Here is a 20,029-nt window from a genome sequence, read left to right as displayed (position 1 = left end):
GCCGGTCACCTTATCCGCCTGCCCGGATGCCGGTGCGGGCGCGCGGGGCGGGGCGGGGCGCGGGGCGGGGGGCGGGGCGGCCCCGAAGCGGATCCGAAGGATTTCCGAAGCGCGGGCGCGCACAGTTCGGTTCACCGGGACCGGCACACGGAAGGCGGCGGACGCATGACCAGGTACGGAGGCCGCAGGGCCGTGGTCGTGGGCGGCCCGCCCGCGACCGGTCTGGCCATCGCGAAGCGCCTCGTCGAGGGCGGGGCCCTCGTCCTGGTCGTCGCGCCGGTCGCCGAGCGGGACCGGCTCGGCGCCGAACTGGGCTCCGCCGCGCAGGTCGTGGCCCCGGACGCCCTCGATGCCTTCCTCGACGCGGAAGGCTCCGAGCCCCCGGTCGACTGGCTGTTCGCCGCGACGGCCGCGCTCGCCCGGCCGCTCCTGCCCCGGCTGGGGCCCGGCGCCGCCGTGGTGCTCACCGCTCCGGACCCGTCCGGCACCGAGCCGCACACCCTCGCGGGGAGCCTCGCGGCCCGGGGCATCCGGGTCAACGCCGTCGTCCCCGCCTGTATCGAAGCGCCGCACGGGCCCCCGGCACCGCTGCCGCCGCTCGGCCGGCTCGGCGCCGCGGAGGAGGTGGCGCGGGCCGCGCTGTTCCTCGCCACGGACGCGACGTTCACCACCGGGGCGCGACTCCCGGTGGACGGCGGCCTCGGCCCGACACCAGAACCGGCACCAGCACCAGCACCGCCACCAGAACCGGTGCCGGCACCCGAACCCCCGATCACGCCCGATCACCCCCGACCAACCAACCTGGAGCACACACCATGAGCACCGCACCGGACACCGCGGCCGACGCGCTCGCGCAGCCGGACGCGCAGCGGACCGGCGATCCACAGAAGCTGCCGCTGTTCGCGCTGCTTGCGCTGGCGACCGCCGTCTTCATCACCAGCCTCACCGAGACGCTCCCCGCGGGCCTGCTGCCCGCGATGAGCGGTGACCTGAACGTCAGCGAATCGGCCACCGGCCAGACCGTCACCATCTACGCGCTCGGCACCGCCCTGACGGCGATCCCGCTGACCGCTGCGACCTCCGGCTGGCGCCGCAAGCGGCTGCTGCTCGCGGCGATGGCCGGGTTCGCCGTCGCCAACAGCGTCACCGCGGTCTCGTCGGCGTACGGCCTGACGATGGTCGCGCGCTTCGTGGCGGGCGTCGCGGCCGGTCTCGCCTGGGCCCTCCTCGCGGGGTACGCGCGCCGGATGGCTCCGGCGCATCTGCAGGGCCGTGCGATCGCGATCGCCATGGCCGGTATCCCGGTCGCGCTGTCCCTCGGCGTGCCCGCCGGGACGTTCCTGGGCAAGGTGACCGACTGGCGGGTCGCGTTCCTGGCGATGACGGGCCTGACCCTCGTGCTGCTGCTGTGGATCGTCGCCGCCGTGCCGGACTACCCCGGCCAGCGCGACGGCGAACGCCCGGGTATGTTGCGGGCGTTGAAGGTGCCCGGCGTGCCGCCCGTCCTCTTCGTGACGCTGGTCTTCGTCCTGGCGCACACCATCCTGTACGCGTACGTGGCCACGTTCCTCGACGACCTCGGCCTGGGCGACGACACCGACCTGGTGCTCCTCGTCTTCGGTGTGGCCTCGCTGGCGAGCATCTGGGTCGTCGGCGCCCGGATCCACCGGCATCTGCGTCAACTGACCGTCGCCAGCACGCTCTTGGTGGCGGTCGCGGCCGCCGTCCTCGGGGTCCTCGCCGACCACACGGCCTTCGTCTACCTGGCGGCGGTGCTGTGGGGTCTTGGGTGGGGCGGCGTGCCGACGCTGCTGCAGACGGCCGCGGGCGAGGCGGGCGGCGAGCACGCCGACGGCGCCCAGGCGATGCTGGTGACCTTGTGGAACGTGGCCATGGCGGTGGGCGGCGTGATCGGCGGTGTGCTGCTCGACACCGTCGGCAGCGAGTCCTTCCCGTGGACGCTGCTCGGGCTGCTCGCCCCGGTCCTCGTAGTCGTGCTGTACGCCCGCTCGGCCGGTTTCCCCGCGCGTCACGCAGACGCTTCCTGAAACCGCTTCCCGCCTTTACGGAAGCCTTCTGTCAAGCCCTCCTCAAGCCCTACTCGGAGCCCTCCTCAAACTCTCCTCGGAGCCCTCCTCAAACCCTACTCGGAGCCCTCGGCGAAGCTTCGGCGCCGCCAGGGCTCCGAGGAGTGTCCAGGGCAAGGAAATGACGGCGACAGATACTTGCCACACAGCGATAGCGTTTGCCACACCCCGTTCACACGGTTTTGACATGTGGCTCAACAAGCAGGTCAGAAGGGCACCCGAACAGGTTTCATAAAGGGTCACCCACCTCCTCGGGAACGCTCGCCCGGACCGGCTCGCCCCCCATTCACGCTGCTCAGGGCCGCACATGGGAAAGTCCACGAACATGTGGCCGAAATGCCGTCGCCAGACGGTACTTTTTGCGTCCGGTCCGGAGATCACGAGGGGGGCGCGCGTCACATGGCGTCGAGCGAGGCCGGCACCCGCGAGGAAGACGACGCGGCGCTGCGGGGATTCACGGCGGAGGTGTTCGGCTCGCTGCGCCGTGCCGAACAGCGCCGGTGGGCGCAGGCCCATCTGCGCGCCCTCGCCCGCACGCCGGGCCGCAAGACCCCGCTCCGCCTGGTGCGGACGCTGAACCTGCCGCCCTCGGCGGCCAAGGGACTGCACCAGTTCGTCAACGCGAGCCCTTGGGACTGGCGCCCGGTGCGGCCCCGGCTCACCGGCCTCGTGACCGCGCACGGGCGACCGTACGCATGGACGGTCGCCGATCTCGTGGTGCCCAAGACCGGGGCACACACGGTGGGCGTACGCGTCAGGACGGACCCGGACGACGGGCGCACCGGACGCACCGGACGCACCGTCAACGCCCAGCGCGCGCTCGGCCTGTTCTTGGCCGCGCCCGGCGCCGCCTTCGCCGTCGACTGGCACCTGGTCCTCGACGGCCCCTGGGCGGCGGACCGCACCCTGCGCGCCCGCGCGCGCGTGCCGCTCACCGAACTGCCGCGCCCCGCGGGCCTGCACATCCTCGACCTGGCCACCGGCGCCCCCGCCCGCACCGGACCGGCCGGGCTGCCCTGGGTCCTGGATCTCTCGCGTTACGCCGAGGCGGGAGCGATCCTCGCGGCGCTGGCCCGCCTGGACCGCGCGGTCGTCGCCGAGGTGCCGCCGGACCTGGAGCTGCGCCACACCCGGCCGCGCACCGGCACCGGCACCGCGGGCGCCCTGCTCGACCCCTTGCTGCTGCGCCGCCCGTACCCCGCGGTCCACGTCCACCAGGGCCCGGTCCGGCTGCCCGGCTCCGCACCCGAACGCGCCTACCGCCTCCTCGGCTGCGCGCCGCCCGGCGGGGACGGGCCCGCCCGGCACTGGCTCACCGATGTGGCCGCCGCGGGCGTCGAGCAGGTCCTCGCGCTGGTGCGGGCCCGCCTCCGTACCGCCGAGGCGCTGGCGGTGCTGCGCGCGCGGTACGGCCTCGCCGACTTCGCGGGCCGCTCCTTCCCCGGCTGGCACCACCACATGACGCTGCTCTCGGCCGCGTACGCGTACCCGCGCCTGAGCATCCACGAATGAGCGGGCCCCGGCACCGACCGGGCCCGTACGACGACAACGGGGAAGGACGAACACGGTCATGAGGAGCGTGCTGGTGGTGGAGCGGGATCCGGACACCGCCGAGGAGACCATGCGCAACCTGCGGCGCCAGGGATACGCGGCGCGCAGCGTCGGCACGGGCGCGATGGCGCTGCGCGCCCACCGCGCGGCCGACCTGGTGCTGCTCTCCCTCGAACTGCCCGACCTGGACGGGTTACGGGTCTGCCGCACGCTGCGCGACGACGGTGACGTGCCGCTGATCGCCATCGCCGACAGCGAGGATGAGCTGGGCCGGGTCCTCGCCCTGCAGGCGGGCGCCGACGACTGCGTGGTGCGCGCCTGGGGGTTCCGCGAACTGGCCGCGCGCGCGGAGGCGGTGCTGCGCCGGGCCCGGCCCGCTCCGCGCGGCGCCGAGCCCATCTCCCTCGATCCGCTCCACCTCGATCCGCGCACGCACGAGGTCCGGGTGTCCGACCGGCTGGTTCCGGTCACCGCGAAGGAGTTCGAGTTGCTCTACCTGCTCGCGGAGACCCCGGCGACGGTGGTCTCCCGCAAGGAACTCATGGCCCGGGTCTGGGACAGCGAATGGGGTCACGCGAGCCGCACGATCGACACCCATGTCAGCAGTCTGCGCGCGAAACTCGGGGCGAGCAGCTGGATCATCACGGTGCGGGGTGTCGGCTACCGGATGGGACACGTGCGTCCGGCACTGTGACGGGGCGGGCGCCTGCCACGTCCGGCGTCGTGACGGAGGGGGCGCCGGCCACGTCCAGCGCCCATCGGGCCGACGCCTGGTTGGAGGTGAGCGCGATCCGTCCGGGCCGGCGCCGTTCCAGTTCGGCGAGGACCGCGAGGGTGCCCATGCCCGTCCCCGTGAAGAGCAGCGGCCGGTCGTCGTCGGGCAGTGCGGTGTCCAGCCGGTCGAGGAGGCCCTGGGCCGTCACCCGGTACGGGTCGTGCCCGCCGTCGGGCAGCGCCACCCGCACCACCGCGTCCACCGTGAGACCGGCCCGCTCCCAGAAGGCGCGTGAGGTGTCCGTCAGCCACGGCTCGTACGGGGACACCAGCGTCACCCGGCGCAGGCCGAGGCGTGCGGCGACCGCGAGGACCGCCTGCGTGGAGGAGGCCACCGGAAAGCCGGAGCGTGCCGAAAGGCGTGCGCAGAACTCCCGGTCGCCGTCCGCGCCGAGGAGGTAGTGCGAGGCGCTGCACGCCACCACCGCGGCGTCGAGGCGCAACGCCCCGAAGGCGCCGAGCGTGTCCGGCAGGACGTCGTTGTAGGTCTCCAGCATCCGGCGCAGTCCGAGGCCGGGGGTGAGCGGGAAACGCGCGGTGTAGACGTTGACGCGGCCGCCGAGGAACCGGTGGAACTCGGGTTCCGCCGTGGGGTTCTCCGGCGGCACGACTATGCCCAGTCGGGGCAGCGGGAAGAGGTCCATGCGCGCACATTAGGGCACGCGGAAAGGCCGGAGGAGGAATCCGCCGACTATTTGTCGCGGCCGCACCCTTCTTTCGTCGCATCTTGCGCCCCTGACATTCCTTGACACTTCTTCTCAAGGCTTCACCCGGCCTCTCTTGTTTTCCGCGGCGGTGAAATCGGAGGCTGTTTGCGGTGCGGCGCCGAAGTGCGGCGCCGGAGTACCGCGTCGAAGTACCGCGCGGAAGTGCCGCGTCGAAGTACCGCGTCGAAGTGCCGCGCGGAACGAAAAGGAGTGAGTGACATGACAGGAGTGGAAGGCGCCGGAGAACCGGCGGTGCCGCCCCGGATATCCGACGCGACGCTGCGCGACTCCGCGCACATGGCGGGTGTCGAGTTCGGCCCGCGCGACGCCGCCGCCATCGCCCGCCTCCTCGTGGCCACCGGCGTCGAGCTGGTCGAGGTCGGCATGGTCTCGGGACCCGGCGCCAAGGACGCGGACCTGGTCCTCGCCACGCACGAGGCCGTGGGCCCCGAACGCAGCATGACCCTGCTCGTCGTACGGGACCGGCGGCAGGTCGCCACCGCGCTCGACGAGGCCGAACGGCTCGGCGTACGGCACGTGATGTACTCCATCCCCACCTCCGAGCAGCACGCCGCCCTGAAGCTCGGCACGCCCAGCGCCAAGCTGTTGACCGCTCTGGTCCGCTCGGCCGTCGGTCAGGCGAAGGAGCGCGGCTTCCACGTCACGTTCAGCGGCGAGGACGGGGCACGCACTCCGGCGGAGCGGCTCGTGCCGTACGTGCGTGCCGGGTTCGAGGCCGGGGCCGACCGCTTCCGCCTCGCCGAGACTGTCGCCTATCTGTCGCCCTGGCAGATGGAGAAGGTCATCGGCGACCTGACGGAGATCGACGGCGCCGAGATCGAGATCCACTCGCACAACATGCTCGGCCTGGCCGTCGCCAACTCGCTCGCCGCCGTCCGCGCCGGAGCGCGCTGGGTCTCCGCCACCGTCGGCGGCATCGGCGAGCGCGGCGGCAACGCACCCCTGGCCGAACTCCTCACCGCGCTCCGCGTCCTTTACGGCGACACCCGCTTCGACCTGAGCCACCTCACCGAACTCTCCCGTCTCGCGCTGCGCGGAGCACAGCTCGGCGAGGCGTTCCAGCCGGGCCCCACCACCCCGCACGCCTTCGCCTACGAACTCCCGGGCCAGCTCACCCACCCGGAGGCGTACGAGACGCTGCCCGCCGAACTCGTCGGCAACACACGCGAGTTGAAGGTACGCACCCGGCTCACGCCGGCCCTGGTCGGCTGGGCCCTGGCCGACTCGGGGATCGACGTCGACGTCACCGCCTTCACGCCCTGGCTGGCCGCGCGCCAGGAGGAGAACGGGCGCCCGCTGCTCGACCGCGACGCCATCCGCAAGGCGGCCGTGGACTTCACCGCCGCCTGACCGGCCGCCCCGCCTTCTCACCCCGCCCCACCCCCTCTCCGTCCCATCCCCCACCTCTTCCTCATCATCGGAGTCCTTCATGACCACCGCCACCCTCTCCGGCGTCTGCCCCGAGTGCGAGACGGAGCTGACCGTGCCGCCGATCGGCCCGGGCGAGACCCTGTCCTGCCCCGAGTGCCTGCTGACGCTGCGCGTCGAGGGCGTCGTCGACGGTGTGCTGACCCTGGAGACCGTCGAGGTCCAGCTGCGCGACTGGGGCCAGTGAGATGACCCTGAGAACCCCGAAGGTAGGCGTCGTCGCCGACCGGATCGCCTGGGAGGAGCGCCGCCTCATCGAGGCAGGCCCCGTCCTCGGCCTCTCCGTCACCTGGGTCAACGACGAGTCCCTGTGCCTCGGTTCGACGGACGCGCCCTCGATCGCCGACTTCGACCTGCTCCTCGTCCGCAGCCGCAGCTACACCCGCGGCGGACTCGTCGCCACCCTCGCCGAGGCCGCCGGGGTCCCCACCCTCAACACCGCGGCGGCCATCCACGCCTGCGAGAACAAGGCCGCCCTGCGGGCCGCGCTGCGTACCGCCGACGTGCCCGTCCCCGAACACCGGCTCGTCCTGTCCCGCAAGGATTTCACCCGCGCCCTCGCCGAACTGCCCCCGCCGGTCGTCCTGAAGCCGGTCTTCGGCGGCATGGGCAAACGCGTCACCCTGCTGCGCGACGCCGACACCGCCCAGTCCGTCTACGACTACGTGGAGGACCTCGGCCACGCCTTCGAACAGGCCGCGCTGGTCGAACCGTTCCTCGGCGGCGGCTCGGTCCGCTGCCTGGTCGTGGGCCGGGAGCTGGTCGCGGTCGCCGAGTTCGAGCCCGGCGGCGCCGACTGGCGCAACAACGCCGCGCTCGGCGACCACCACCGCGCGGCCCTGGACCACGAGCCCGAGATCGCCAAGACCGTGGACGCGGTGATCGACGTCCTCGGCCCCGGGATCTACGGCGTCGACCTGTTCCGCACCCCCGGAGGACTCGTCGTCAACGAGGTCAACCACGCCCCCGGCTTCCGGGCCGTGACCACCGCCACCGGCGCCGACGTCTCCTCCGCCGTCGGCCGCTACGTACAGGAGCTGCTCGCATGATCCGCGCAGGGATCGTCGGCGCCTCCGGGCTCGCCGGCGGCGACCTCATCCGGCTGATCACCCAGCACCCGGAGTTCGACCTCACCTTCCTGGGCGGCTCCTCGCACATCGGCAGGCGCCCCGCCGAACTGCACCCGAACCTGCGCCAGGACCTCGGGCTCGCCGTGGAGCCGGTCACCGAGGACGTGGCCGACCGCGTCGACGTCCTCTTCCTCGCCACCCCCGCACCCGTCTCCGCCGACCTGGCCGCGCTGCTCGCCGACCGCGTCCCCGCGCTCGTCGACCTCAGCGGCGCCTTCCGCATCCGCACCCCCGAGCTGCACGACCGCTGGTACCCGAAGGTCCAGCGCCGCCCCGACCTCGCCGAACGCTTCGTCTACGGGGTCCCCGAACTCGTCCGCGACCGGCTGCCGGACGCCGCGCTCATCTCCCTGCCCGGCTGCTACGCGACCGCCCTCACCCTGGGCCTCGCCCCGCTCACGCTCGGCCTGGGCCTGGACCTCACGACGGTCGTCGTCGACGGCAAGAGCGGCTCCAGCGGCGGCGGCCTCCAGCTGCGCGCGACCGACCTGCACGCCCTGCGCAACGGCGCCATCGCCCCGTACGCGCCGACCGGCCACCGGCACGCCGCCGAGGTCGGCGACTTCCTCGCCCGCGAGACCCGCGAGAGCCACGAGACCCGCGAGACCCACGAGGCGAAGGCCGGCGGGCGGAGCGGCAGGATCGGCTCCCTCAGCATGTCCGCCTACGGCGTCTCACACGTCCGCGGCCTGCTGACCAGCACGTACGCCTTCCCTGCCGGGCCGGTCGACCAGCGCGAACTGCACCGCGCGTACCTGCGCTTCTACAAGGGGCAGCCGTTCGTACGGGTGCGACGGCACACCGAGACGCTCGTCCCGGTGCCCGATCCGCAGGCCGTCCTCGGCTCCAACTACTGCGACGTGACCGCCCTGCACGACCCCGACGCCGACCGGATCGTGGTGCTCGCCGCGCTCGACAACCTCGTCAAGGGCGCCGCGGGCCAGGCCGTGCAGGCCGCCAACCTCCGCTTCGGCCTGCCCGAGGAGACAGGACTGACCATGCAGCCGGTGATGCCCGCGTGAGCACCGCACCCCTCGTCGTGAAGCTGGGCGGCAGCGCCCTCGACGACCTGTCGGGACCCTGGTGGGACGATCTCGCCGAGCACGCCCGCCACCGCCCGCTGCTCCTGGTCCACGGCTGGTCCAAGCCGCTCAAGCGGCTCGGCGGGCGGCACGCGGACCCGGCCGCCGTCCTGCGCGACCGCTACGGCAACCAGAGCCGGTGGACCACCCCCGAGGTGATCGCCGACATCAAGGCCGTCAGCGCGCGGCTCGGCGCGGACGTCCTCGACCGCCTGGAGCGGCGCGGCATCACCGCGCGGCGGCTGCTCGGCAGCGACGGGATCGTCGCGGCGGGCGCCGGTGAACGCTGGTGGTGGCGCGAGAAGCAGCTCGTCGAGCTGGACAACCTGGTCGGCCCGATCACCGGCGTCGATCCCCGGCCGCTCGGTGAACTGCGCCCCGGACAAGCCCACTTGATCACCCCGCTGGCCCGCAACGCGGCGGGCCAAGAGGTCAACACCGACGGCGACCGGGCCGCCGCCGCGCTGGCCGGGGCGGTGGGCGCCGCCACCCTGGTCCTCGTCACGGACGTGCCGCACCTGCTGGTCGACGACGCGCCCGTGACCCGGATCGGCGCCGATGACGCGGCCCGGTTCCGCGACCGCAAGGCCACCGGCGGCATGCGCAAGAAACTGCGCGCGGCCGGTGAGGCGCTTGAGCGCGGGGTGCCCTCCGTGGTGCTCGGCAGCGGCAGCGTCAGCGACCTCCTCGCGGCCCGCACCGGCACGGTCGTCGTCCCCGAGGCGGGCAGGCCCGCGGCCTGACACCCGGCGGGTCCCCCTTTCCCCTTCGCCCTTGGCCCCTGGAGCGCTCCCCGTGCCCTTGTCACCACCCCGCGTCCTCCTCGTCAACAACGGCACCCTGTCCCTGCCCCCACTGCGCGCCCGCTTCGAGGAGCTGGGCTCGCGGACCGAGACGACCGATGTGACCTCGCTGCCGGACCGGCTCGACGGCCGCTATCAGGCGGTCGTCCTCAGCGGCACCAAGGTCCGCGCCTACGACCTCGACCATTACAAGCCGCTCGTCGACCTCGTCCTCGGCTCCCGCCTCCCGGTCTTCGGGATCTGCGGCGGCATGCAGCTCCTCGCCACCCAGGCCGGCGGACGGCTCGTCCCGGGCCCACAACGGGTCGGCGGCCACGAGGCCGAGGTCGACAAGGACGAGCCGCTCTTCACCTACGTGAAGCCGAAGGTCACCGTCTTCCACCGGCACACCCTCTATCTGGAGGCCGCCCCGCCCGGCTTCCGCTCCATCGGCCGCTCCGCGCAGGCACCCGTCGAGTTCCTGCGCTCCGACGACGGCCGTATTCACGGCTCGCAGGCACACCTGGAGTTCCGCAAGGACGGCCTGGAGATCCTGCGCGGCTTCACCGATCTGTACCGCTGAGACCACTGCTGAGTCCACACATGCGCACACCTGCTATTTCACACGTGCGCACATCTGACACCTCGAAGACCCCGACCCCGCGAAGGACCCCGCCCATGAGCTTCACGGCAGACACCGCACCACCCGCCTTCACCGTCCACCTCAACGGCAGCGGCGGCCCGCTGCGCGGCTGGGTCGTGGTGGACACCCTCGTCGACGGACTGGCCATGGGCGGCACCCGGATGACGGGCACCGTCACCGAGGAGGAAGTCGCGGGCCTCGCCCGGGACATGACGCACAAGTTCACGCTCGCCAAGCTGCCCATCGGCGGCGCGAAGGCGGGCATCGTCTCCGACGGCGGCACCGTCTCGGACGGCGGCAACAGCGACGGCGCCGCCCGCGAGGAGACCTTCCGTACCTTCGGCCGTACGGTCAAGCCCCTGCTGCACGGCGGCATCCACCTCGGCATCGACATGGGCGTCACCCCCGCCGACCGGGCCGTGTTCTTCGCCGAGGCCGGGTACGACCCGCGCTTCCGGCTTGGCGCCCCGGACATGCCGGTGGACTGGCGCACCTACTACGAGCCGCTGATCGACGCCACCGGGCACGGTGTCGGGACCGCCGCGCTCACCGCTCTGGAGGCGGGGGGCGGCACCGGGTCCGCCCGCGTCGTCATCCAGGGGTTCGGCGCCGTAGGCCGCGCCGTCGCCCGCTTCCTGGAGACACGCGGCCACACGATCGTCGCCGTCGCCGACGTCGCGGGGACCGTCAGCGCCGACCGGCTCCCCGTGGACGACCTGATCGCCGTCACCGACACCTACGGCCGCATCGACCGCACCAGGCTGCCCCAGCACGTCACCGTCTCCACCGAGCCCGAGGCATGGCTGGACGTCGATGCCGACCTGCTGGTCCTCGCCGCGCAGAAGCACGCGCTCACCGAGGCCAACGCACACCGGCTGCGGGCCGGGCTCGTCGTCGAGGGCGCCAACCTCGCCTCCACCGACGCCGCCCGCCAGAAAGTCACCGCTTCCGGCGCCCACCTCGTGCCCGGGGTGATCGCCAACATCGGCGGCGCCGCCTCCGCCGCACTGGCCGTCACCCGTGTCGTCCCCTTCGACCTGTCGGCCGACGCCCGTAAGGAGTGGGTCTTCGACTGGGTCGCGGAGCGGGTGCGCGCCAACACCCGGGATCTGCTGGAGATCGCCGCGGGGCAGGCCGGCGACCCGCTGGCCGAGCTGCTCTCCGTCCGCCGCGCGGAGCGGGACTCCGCCCCCCGCACGGAGCACACCTCACTCCACCGCGCGGAGCGCCGATGAGCACCCTCACGGCGGAGGCCACCCGCCCCGGCACACCGCGACACACGTATCTGGAACGTGGCTGGTGGCGCACCGACACCTTCCTCGACGACCTGCGCCGCCAGGCCCGCGAGCGGCCCCACAAGCTCGCGATCGCGGCGCGCCGACTCGAGGAGTCGCGCACCGACACCCTCGACTACGCCGAACTGGCCAAGCTCACCGACCGGTTCGCCGGGGCCCTGCTCGACCTGGGGGTGCGCCGCGGCGACGCCGTCGCGGTGCAGCTGCCCAACCGCTGGGAGCTGGTGGCCCTGATGTTCGCCACCATCCGGGTCGGCGCGGTGATCGTCCCGATCTCCCCCGTCTGCCCGGAGGACGAGCTGCGCCACCGGCTCGCTCTCACCCGGGCCCGGGTGTGCGTGACCCTGCCGGACTGGGGAGGGACTCCGCTCGCCGCCACCGTCACCGGGCTGCGGGCCGAACTGCCGGACCTCGCGCACGTCTTCGTGGTCGACGACCGGGCGGCGCACGAGGTCGCCCGCTCCTTCCACGGCCACTTCGTGGCGACCCCGTGGGAGGAGGTGCGCGGGCAGGAGCTCGACGGCCGCGAACTCACCGCCGACGAACCCTTCGTAGTCCTCTTCACCTCCGGCACGACCGGCGAGTCCAAGGGCGTCCTGCACAGCCAGAACACCGTCCACTCGGCGGTGCGCGGCTACGTCGACGCGTTCGGGCTCGGCCCCGACTGGGTCGTCGCCGTCTCCACCCCTCTCGTCCACTACTCCGGCTTCGCGCAAGGTGTGCTCGCGGGTGTGCTGCTCGGCGGCACCGTCGCCTTCCAGGACCTGCGCGACAATGCGGCCCTGCTCGACCTCGTCGAACGCTACGGCGCCACCCTGCTCTACGGGCCGCCCGCCACCCTCACCGACGTGGCGCGGGCCCAGCGGGACGCTCCGCGCGACACGAGCAGCCTGCGCCATGTCGTGATCGGCTCCGCCCCGGTCCTGGACTCCCTCGCCGAGGAGGTGCACGCCGCGCTCGGCGCCCGCGCCCACTCGCTGTGGGGCATGTCGGAGAACGGGCCGGTGACCACCACCCGCCCCGACGACCCCGACGGCTGGGCGGCCCACAGCAACGGCCGGCCCATCGACGCCATGGAGACACGTATCGACCCGCTGCCGCACGGCGGCTCGGGCGGCGTCGGCCGGCTCCGGGTGCGCGGCGCCTCCCTGGCGCTCGGCTACCACCGGCGCCCGGAGGCGTTCGCCGCCGAGCTCGACAAGGACGGCTGGTTCGACACCGGCGATCTCGCCCGCCCCGACGGCCGCGGCGGCATCCGGGTCCTCGGCCGCGCCCGGGACGCCATCGTCCGCGACGGGGACGTGGCCCCGGCGGCTCAGCTGGAGGGGGCCGTCGGCACGCATCCGGCGGCCGTCGAGGCCGCGCTGGTCGGCCTGGACGACGGGACGATCCTCGCCGTCGTCGTGCCCCGCGACCGCACCGGCCCCGCCCTCGACGCCGTCCGCGACCACCTGCGCGCCCTCGGCCACGACGAACGGTTCCTGCCCGACCGGATCGAGGTGGTGGACGCCCTGCCCAAGACCCTCACCGGAAAGGTCCGCAAAGCCGTGCTCCGCACCCGCTTCACACCCGCCACGAGCTGACACGGCCACCCGGCCGCCTGGTCACGCGGCCACCTGGTCACCCGGTCGGCTGGTCGCCAGGCCGGCTGGTCACCCCGCCACCTGGTCACCCGGCCGTAAGGCCATACGGCCACTTCGACAGGGAGCACTGAGCACTGATGCCCACCCCGGTCCCCATGTCCGCGACGCTCGCGGCCGACGCCGTCCTGGCCCGCAGACAGCAAGCCGGACAACGGATCCTGCCCATGGCCAGCGGCGAGATCGGCCTGCCCGTCCTGCCCGAACTCGCCGCCCGCCTGGCCCGCGCCGCACACCGCACCGCGTACGGGCCGGTCACCGGCAGTCCGGAACTCCGTACCGCCGCCGCCGGGTACTGGACGCGGCGCGGCCTGGCCACCGCGCCGGAACAGGTGGTGGCGGGACCGGGCAGCAAAGCGCTGCTGTTCGCGCTGCAACTGGCGGTCGGCGGGGACGTGGTGGTGCCGGTTCCGGGCTGGGTCAGCTACGGCGCCCAGACCCGGCTCGCGGGCGGCTCGCCGCTGCCGGTACCGGTCGCGCCGGGGCGGGGCGGAGTGCCCGACCCGGAGCTGCTGCGCGAGGCGGTCACCCGCGCCCGCGCGGCCGGCCGCGACCCGCGCGCGGTGGTGGTGACGGTCCCCGACAACCCCACGGGGACCGTGGCACCGGCCGGGACAGTACGGCAACTGGCTTGTGCGGCAGAAGACTTGAACCTCGTCATCATCGCCGACGAGATCTATCACGACCTGGTGCACGACCCCGCCGCTCCCCCGGTCTCCCCGGCCCGGTACGCGCCGGAGCGCACCGTCGTCACCTCCGGTCTCACCAAGAACCTCGCCGTCGGGGGCTGGCGCACCGGGGTCGCCCGGCTGCCCGACGGCGAGCCCGGACGGGCCCTGCACACGGTGCTCGCCTCGGTGGCCAGCCAGATCTGGTCGAGCCCGCCCGCCCCGGTGCAGGAGGCCGCCGCCTACGCGCTGGCCGAACCGCCCGAGGTCGTGGCCCGCGTCGAGGCGAGCAGGCGGCTGCACGCCACGGTGGCGCGCGCCGTCGCCGCCCGGCTCACGGAGGCCGGCGCCGCGCTGGCCCCCGTCGTCGCCACCTGCTACCTCTACCCGGACCTCGAAGCGCGGCGGGAGCGGCTGACCGCGCTCGGTGTGACCGGTGGTGAGTCCGCCGCCCGTTGGCTGCTCGACCAGCACGGTGTCGGTGTACTGCCCGCCCGCGCGTTCGGCGAGCCCGGTGATCCGCTGCGGCTGCGCGTCGCCACCAGCCGCCTCTACGGCACCACCGACGAGGAGCGGCAGGCCGCGCTCGACGCCCCGGACCCGCTGCGGCTGCCGTGGATCGCCGACGCCCTCGACCACGTCGGGGCGGCGTTCGCCCATCTCACCGCACCCGTCTGACACACATCGCTTCACTCACTTCCCACTTCCCGCTTCCCGCTCCCCGCTTCCCGCTCCCCGCTTCCCGCTTCCCGCTTCCCGCTTCCCGCTTCCCGCTTCCCGCTTCCCGCTTCCCGCTTCCCGCTTCCCACGAATCGAGGATCCCCATGCCCGAGCCCACGGCCCCCGTCCCCCTGCCCGCCGTGCTATTCGAAGCCGCGTACCAGGGCCGCCGCCACGTCGGTTTCGGCCTGCCCGAACCGGGCGCCGCGCTCACCCTCCACCCCGTCGAGACACACACCCTCACTCACACGTTCCTCACGACCGACGGCTCACCCGAAGCGGTGACGGCCGCGCTCACGACGGCCGAGCCCGTCACCGTGCCCGCCGACGACCCGGAGCTGCGGCTTCGCCCGCCCCTGCTGCCGGAGGCCGCGGGCCATGCGCTGCTGAGCGGATTCATGGGCACCCACACCAAGAAGTGGGGCGGCGAGAAGGCGCCCGAGGGCGGTGAGTTCACCCCGCCGAAGTGGTTCTTCAAGGGGTTCGGCCACTGGGCACGGCTGCCCGGCGAGGACCTTGTCGTGCCCGCCTCTCCCGTGGCGCTCATCGAGGAGCCCGAGGTCACCCTCGTCTACGTCAACGACGCCGACGGCACCCCGCACTACGCCGGCTACACCTTCGGCAACGACCTGTGCGACATCGGCCTGCACCGCAAGGACCCGGGCTACAACCCGTACTGCAAACTGTGCGACACGGCGCTCGCTCCCTGGCTCTTCCTCGGCCCGCCGCCCGCCTCCGTGACCGGCCGGACCACCGTCGTCCGGGACGGCGCCACCGCGTGGGAGGGCTCCTTCGACTGCGGCGGCGACGCCCTGTACTTCCGCATCCCCGACATGGCCGCGCACTTCTTCACCTTCCCGGCCGTGCGCAGGCCGGGGCTGGTCAACTATCTGCTGCTCGGCGCCGACGAGGCGAGTTTCCACGACGGTTTCCGGATCGCGGACGGCGACCGCATCGCCATCGACGTCAAGAGCCACGGCGTCACCCTCGACAACACGGTGCGCTTCACCGCGCCTACGCCGTTCCCCCCGTCATGAACACCGCGTGAAATGAGGGGCGTTGGCCTGTGCGGCGCCCTCGGCGTTCGTGCAGGCTCGGGGCACACACGGACACACCCTTCACCACTCGGGGCACACACCCCACCACTCGGGGCACACACCCCACCACTCGGGACACCCCCACTCCAGGAGGTATGAACAGCCGTGACCGCCCCGGCCGGGAAACAGGTGATCCTCGCCGCGCAACTGCCCGGCATCCACAACGTGACCGTATGGTCCGACCCGAGGTCGCGCAGCCAGATCGCCTTCGAGTCGTTCGCCGCGCTGGCCCGCACCGCGGAGCGCGGACTGTTCGACTTCTTCTTCCTCGCCGAGGGCCTGCGGCTGCGCGAGCACAAGGACGCGTTCTACGAGTTCGACGTCGCGGGCCGCCCCGAGAACCTCACCGTGCTGGCCGCGCTGGCGGCCGTCACCCGGCGTCTCGGGCTCGCCGCGACGGTCAACGCGACCTTCAACGAGCCCTACGAAGTGGCCCGCAGGCTGGCCACCCTCGACCACCTGAGCGGCGGTCGCGCCGCCTGGAACGTGGTGACCAGTTTCGACGCCTTCACCGGCGAGAACTTCCGCAGGGGCGGCTTCCTGAAGGAGGCCGACCGCTACACACGCGCCGCCGAATTCCTGTCCGTCACCCGGACGTTGTGGGACAGCTGGGCCGACGACGCCCTCCATGACGACCCGGCACAGGGCCACTTCCTGCGCCGCCCCGGCACCGGCCGGTTCGCGCACCGGGGCGAGCACTTCGACATCGGCGGCCGCTTCACCTCGCCCCGCGCCCCGCAGGGCCACCCCGTCGTCATCCAGGCCGGGGAGTCCGACGCGGGGCGCGAGTTCGCCGCGTCCGACGCCGACGTCATCTTCAGCAAGTACAACCGGCTCGACGAGGCGCGCGCCTTCTACCGCGACGTCAAGGGCCGCCTCGCCCGCCACGGACGCGCCCAGGACGACCTGAAGGTGCTGCCCACGGCCACCGCCGTGGTCGCCGACACCGACGCCGAGGCTGCCGCCCACGCCGACGAGATCACCCGCGCCCAGGTCGGCCCGGAGACCGCCCTCGCCCACCTGGAGGGGGTCTGGGGCCGCGACCTGTCGGCCTATGACCCCGACGGCCCCCTCCCGGACATCGACCCCGACCCCGAGGCGCTCCTCCTGCGCGGCCACTCCGTCTTCCGCACCGGCCGTCTGGAGACCGCGCGCCGCTGGCGGGCGCTGGCCGAGGAGCGCGGGCTCAGCATCCGCGAACTCGTCACCGAGGTGCACGGCGGGCAGACCTTCGTCGGCAGCCCGCGCACCGTCGCCGACGCGATCGAGCACTTCGTGCGGAGCGGTGGCGCCGACGGCTTCGTCCTGGTCCCGCACCTGACCCCCGACGGTCTGGACGACGTCGTCGACCGCGTCGTCCCGCTGCTCCAGGAGCGCGGCGTCTTCCGCACGGAGTACACCGGCACCACCCTCCGCGACCATCTGGGCCTGGGCCCGGCGCGCCCCCGCGCTCAGGCCCGTACCTCCCCGCAGGAAGGCAGCACGCCACGATGACCGGTTCCCCCTTCCACCTGGCCGTCGCCCTCGACGGGGCGGGCTGGCACCCGGCGGCCTGGCGCGCGAGCGGGGTCCGGCCCGCCGAGCTGTTCACCGCCGAGTACTGGGCCGCCCTGGTGGCGGAGGCCGAGCGCGGCCTGCTCGACCTCGTCACCCTGGAGGACTCCCTCGGCCTCCAGTCCGCCGCCTTTCACCGCCCCGACGACCGTACCGACCAGGTACGCGGCAACCTCGACGCGGTGCTGCTCGCCGCCCGGCTCGCCCCGCTGACCCGGCACATCGGACTCGTCCCGACCGCGAACGTCACCCACACCGAGCCGTTCCACCTCTCCCTGGCCGTCGCCACCCTCGACTTCGCCGCCACGGGACGTGCGGGCTGGCGGCCCCAGATCGCGTCGCGGGCCGCGGACGCCGCCCACTTCGGCCGCCGCACCACTCCGCAGCTCACTGACGAGGAGGCGCGCGAACCGGAACGCATAGCCGCCCGCCTCCGCCCCCTGTTCGACGAGGCCGGCGACGCGGTGGAGGTCGTGCGGCGGCTCTGGGACAGCTGGGAGGACGACGCGGAGATCCGCGACGTCGCCACCGGCCGCTTCATCGACCGCGCGAAGATCCACCACATCGACTTCGAGGGACCGCACTTCAGCGTCCGCGGCCCCTCCATCACCCCCCGCCCGCCACAGGGCCAGCCGCCGGTGGCCAGCCTCGCGCACGCCTCCGTGCCCTACGAGTTCGCGGCCCGCGCCTCCGACCTCGTCTTCGTCACCCCGCACGACAGGGCCGGCACCAAGGCGGTGCTCGGCGATGTCGACGCGGCGGTCACCGCGGTCGGCCGCGACCGTGCGGCCCGGCCGCTCCTCGTCCTCGCCGACCTGCTCGTCCTCCTCGACGACGCACCCGGCGAGGCCGCGCGCCGCCTCGCCCGCCTCGACGACCTCGCGGGCGCGCCCCTCACCTCCGACGCCGAGATCTTCACCGGCACCCCCGACGAACTCGCCGACCTCCTCCTGGACCGGCGCTCCGCGGGGCTCGACGGCTTCCGGCTGCGCCCCGCCGTCCTTCCGCACGACCTGACGGCCATCACGCGCGCAGTGGTCCCGGCACTTCAGCGCCAGGGCGCGTTCCGCACCGCCTACACGAGTGACACCCTGCGCGGGCATCTGGGCCTCGCGCGCCCGCGCAGCAGGTATGCCGGTGTGCGGTGAGGTCAGCGCCCCGCACGCACACCAGGAGGACGGACGTGTGGGCGCGCCCCGTTCACACGTGTGCGGCCGACGAGTCCCAGGAGGAAACCGGCCGGGATGGTGAGGAGCCCCGGCGTCTGCAACGGAAACCAGTGCAGGTCGTGATCGGGGAAGACCGCGACGGGCGAACCCGTCATGGCCGGGGAGCCGGTCAGGAGCACCACGACCAGCGGCAGGGTTCCGTAGACGGTCCAGCGCACACCTGTCGCCGAGAACCCCGGCAGGAACAGCGCGTACAGCAGGACCGGGGCGAGCACCGACGCCGCCACCGTGAACGACAGCGCGATCAGCGTCATCGTCCCGCGGTCCGCGAGCACGGCCGCGAGCACGACGGCTACGGCGCCCACGACGACGATGCTCACGCGCGCCTGCCGGATCTCGCGCGCCGCCGACCGCTCGCCCGTGCCGTGCGCGGGCGGCGCCCGGAAATCGCGCGCGATGCTGGAGGCGGCGGCGAGCGTGATCCCGGCGACGGCCGCGAGGGTCGTCGCGAAGACGGCGCACGCGACGATCGCGAAGAGCATGCTGTGCCGCGCCCCGCCCTCGACGGGATCGAGCGCGCCGGTGACCATGAGCAGGGCGGTAGCGCCCCCGGGGTCCGCGGCCCGTACGGCGTCCCGGCCGACCAGCGCGCAGGCGCCGAGCCCCGCCACCACCACCCCGGCGCACACCGCCGCGACCGGTCCGACGGCCCAGCCGACGGCGCGGCGGGCGGTGCGGGCGTCCCGGAGCGGGTGCAGGCGCATGGTGACGTGCGGCAGGCAGGCGGCGCCGATGAGCAGGGTCGCCTCGAAGCCGATGAGGTCGAGGCGGCCGGTCAGCGAGTGCCCGAAGTGCAGGCCGGGCCGCGCGTAGTCGGCGCCGGCCCCGGACCGCTCGCGGGCGGCGTCGAACAGGCCCAGGGGTGACCAGCCGAACCGGGCGAGGACGATGCCGGCGAGCAGCAGCAGGGCGGCCAGGGCCACACCCACCTTGAGGATCTGCACGTAGCCGACGCCGCGCATCCCGCCGACCGCCGCGTAGCAGATCATGAGGGCGCCACCGGTGACCGTGCACCAGGTGAGCGCGCCGTCGGGCAGGCCGAACATCGCGGCCATGACGCGACCGGCGGTGGTGAGCTGCACCAGGAGCAGCGGGGCGAGGACGACGAGCCCCGCGACGCCCAGTGCGCGCCGTACGGACGGGTCGGCAAGCCGGTCGGTGAGAAAGTCCCCCAGCGTGAACACACCGTTGCGGCGCAGAGGTTCGCCCAAAAACCTCATGAGCAGGTAGAGCGAGAGGACGGTGGCGGCGGCGAACAGCATCCCGTCGACGCCGTCGAGGGCGACCGCGCCCGTGGTGCTGAGCAAGGTGGCCGCGGAAATGTAGTCCCCGGCGATGGCGAGCCCGCCCCCGACCGGCCCGAAGGCCGCGCTGCCGCCCGCGTAGAAGTGCTCGGGATCGTCCACGTCCGCCGCCGCGAGCCCGCACAGCAGCAGCGACACGGCGACGAACCCGAGAAACACCACCAGCGCGAACGCCTGCCCATCACCCCCGCTCACGACCGCCCCACCCCACGACGAACGGGGCTGTGCCGCCCCCGAGTTGATTGAATCGCGCAAGACATGCGCGGCATGGCACCAGCCCGCCGACCGCCGCGTAAGGGGACGCAGACGTTCCGGAG

General features: G+C 73.6%; 18 protein-coding genes. 16 read left to right on the top strand and 2 right to left on the bottom strand.

Features of this window, described 5'->3' with window-relative positions:
• Positions 1 to 165 precede the first annotated feature (165 nt).
• From C1N81_RS42055 to C1N81_RS42040, 4 genes are all read left to right on the top strand, one after another.
• Positions 166 to 819 (top strand): SDR family oxidoreductase, encoded by a 654-nt coding sequence (locus tag C1N81_RS42055; protein WP_394436831.1) that lies wholly within the window; start codon positions 166 to 168, stop codon positions 817 to 819.
• Positions 816 to 2,048 (top strand): MFS transporter, encoded by a 1,233-nt coding sequence (locus tag C1N81_RS42050; RefSeq protein WP_394436829.1) that lies wholly within the window; start codon positions 816 to 818, stop codon positions 2,046 to 2,048. The genes C1N81_RS42055 and C1N81_RS42050 overlap by 4 nt, the downstream gene beginning before the upstream one ends.
• Before the next feature lie 438 nt (positions 2,049 to 2,486).
• A complete protein-coding gene (locus C1N81_RS42045) occupies positions 2,487 to 3,599 on the top strand; it encodes an IS701 family transposase (protein WP_394436827.1) in 1,113 nt (370 codons plus the stop codon).
• Between the two features lie 58 nt (positions 3,600 to 3,657).
• Positions 3,658 to 4,332: a response regulator transcription factor gene (locus C1N81_RS42040; protein WP_394436825.1), complete on the top strand. Its 675-nt coding sequence runs from the start codon at positions 3,658 to 3,660 to the stop codon at positions 4,330 to 4,332.
• On the opposite strand, the gene C1N81_RS42035 is transcribed toward C1N81_RS42040, so the two are convergent.
• Positions 4,280 to 5,056: a maleate cis-trans isomerase family protein gene (locus C1N81_RS42035; protein ID WP_394436823.1), complete on the bottom strand. Its 777-nt coding sequence runs from the start codon at positions 5,054 to 5,056 to the stop codon at positions 4,280 to 4,282. The two genes, C1N81_RS42040 and C1N81_RS42035, sit on opposite strands and share 53 nt — an antisense overlap.
• A gap of 282 nt (positions 5,057 to 5,338) precedes the next feature.
• On the opposite strand from C1N81_RS42035, the gene C1N81_RS42030 reads away from it, so the two are divergent.
• The 12 genes from C1N81_RS42030 (at position 5,339) to C1N81_RS41975 (ending at position 18,327) form a co-directional block, all read left to right on the top strand.
• Positions 5,339 to 6,490 carry an isopropylmalate synthase gene (locus tag C1N81_RS42030; protein ID WP_394436821.1) on the top strand — a complete coding sequence of 384 codons (1,152 nt, stop codon included), beginning with the start codon at positions 5,339 to 5,341 and terminating at the stop codon, positions 6,488 to 6,490.
• Between the two features lie 79 nt (positions 6,491 to 6,569).
• Entirely contained in the window at positions 6,570 to 6,755 is a 186-nt protein-coding gene (locus C1N81_RS42025) for a lysine biosynthesis protein LysW (RefSeq protein WP_394436819.1), read from the top strand.
• A 1-nt stretch (position 6,756) separates the two neighbouring features.
• Positions 6,757 to 7,617 (top strand): ATP-grasp domain-containing protein, encoded by an 861-nt coding sequence (locus tag C1N81_RS42020; RefSeq protein WP_394436818.1) that lies wholly within the window; start codon positions 6,757 to 6,759, stop codon positions 7,615 to 7,617.
• Positions 7,614 to 8,720, top strand: a complete 1,107-nt coding sequence (gene argC / locus C1N81_RS42015) for an N-acetyl-gamma-glutamyl-phosphate reductase (protein ID WP_394436816.1) — start codon at positions 7,614 to 7,616, stop codon at positions 8,718 to 8,720. Before C1N81_RS42020 ends, argC begins: the two co-directional genes overlap by 4 nt.
• A complete protein-coding gene (locus C1N81_RS42010; protein ID WP_394436814.1) occupies positions 8,717 to 9,523 on the top strand; it encodes an amino acid kinase family protein in 807 nt (268 codons plus the stop codon). The genes argC and C1N81_RS42010 overlap by 4 nt, the downstream gene beginning before the upstream one ends.
• 52 nt (positions 9,524 to 9,575) lie before the next feature.
• Entirely contained in the window at positions 9,576 to 10,145 is a 570-nt protein-coding gene (locus tag C1N81_RS42005) for a type 1 glutamine amidotransferase (protein WP_394436812.1), read from the top strand.
• A gap of 95 nt (positions 10,146 to 10,240) precedes the next feature.
• Positions 10,241 to 11,440 (top strand): Glu/Leu/Phe/Val dehydrogenase dimerization domain-containing protein, encoded by a 1,200-nt coding sequence (locus tag C1N81_RS42000; RefSeq protein ID WP_394436810.1) that lies wholly within the window; start codon positions 10,241 to 10,243, stop codon positions 11,438 to 11,440.
• Complete coding sequence (locus tag C1N81_RS41995; RefSeq protein WP_394436808.1) at positions 11,437 to 13,083, top strand: AMP-binding protein; 1,647 nt, start codon at positions 11,437 to 11,439, stop codon at positions 13,081 to 13,083. Before C1N81_RS42000 ends, C1N81_RS41995 begins: the two co-directional genes overlap by 4 nt.
• 137 nt (positions 13,084 to 13,220) lie before the next feature.
• A complete protein-coding gene (locus tag C1N81_RS41990) occupies positions 13,221 to 14,486 on the top strand; it encodes a pyridoxal phosphate-dependent aminotransferase (protein WP_394436806.1) in 1,266 nt (421 codons plus the stop codon).
• Positions 14,487 to 14,632: 146 nt separating this feature from the next.
• On the top strand, positions 14,633 to 15,565 hold the full coding sequence (locus tag C1N81_RS41985) for a fumarylacetoacetate (FAA) hydrolase (protein ID WP_394436804.1): 933 nt from the start codon (positions 14,633 to 14,635) through the stop codon (positions 15,563 to 15,565).
• 165 nt (positions 15,566 to 15,730) lie between these two features.
• The gene (locus C1N81_RS41980; RefSeq protein ID WP_394436803.1) at positions 15,731 to 17,119 is read left to right on the top strand and encodes an NtaA/DmoA family FMN-dependent monooxygenase; all 1,389 of its coding nucleotides are present in this window, start codon (positions 15,731 to 15,733) and stop codon (positions 17,117 to 17,119) included.
• Positions 17,116 to 18,327 (top strand): LLM class flavin-dependent oxidoreductase, encoded by a 1,212-nt coding sequence (locus C1N81_RS41975; RefSeq protein WP_394436801.1) that lies wholly within the window; start codon positions 17,116 to 17,118, stop codon positions 18,325 to 18,327. Before C1N81_RS41980 ends, C1N81_RS41975 begins: the two co-directional genes overlap by 4 nt.
• 2 nt (positions 18,328 to 18,329) lie before the next feature.
• On the opposite strand, the gene C1N81_RS41970 is transcribed toward C1N81_RS41975, so the two are convergent.
• Positions 18,330 to 19,907: a sodium/solute symporter gene (locus tag C1N81_RS41970; protein ID WP_394436799.1), complete on the bottom strand. Its 1,578-nt coding sequence runs from the start codon at positions 19,905 to 19,907 to the stop codon at positions 18,330 to 18,332.
• Positions 19,908 to 20,029: the final 122 nt, after the last annotated feature.

It is taken from the genome of Streptomyces sp. SGAir0957, assembly GCF_043523415.1.
The sequence above is the reverse complement of the archived record's forward strand: the minus strand, read 5'-3'. Positions and strand labels throughout refer to the sequence as shown.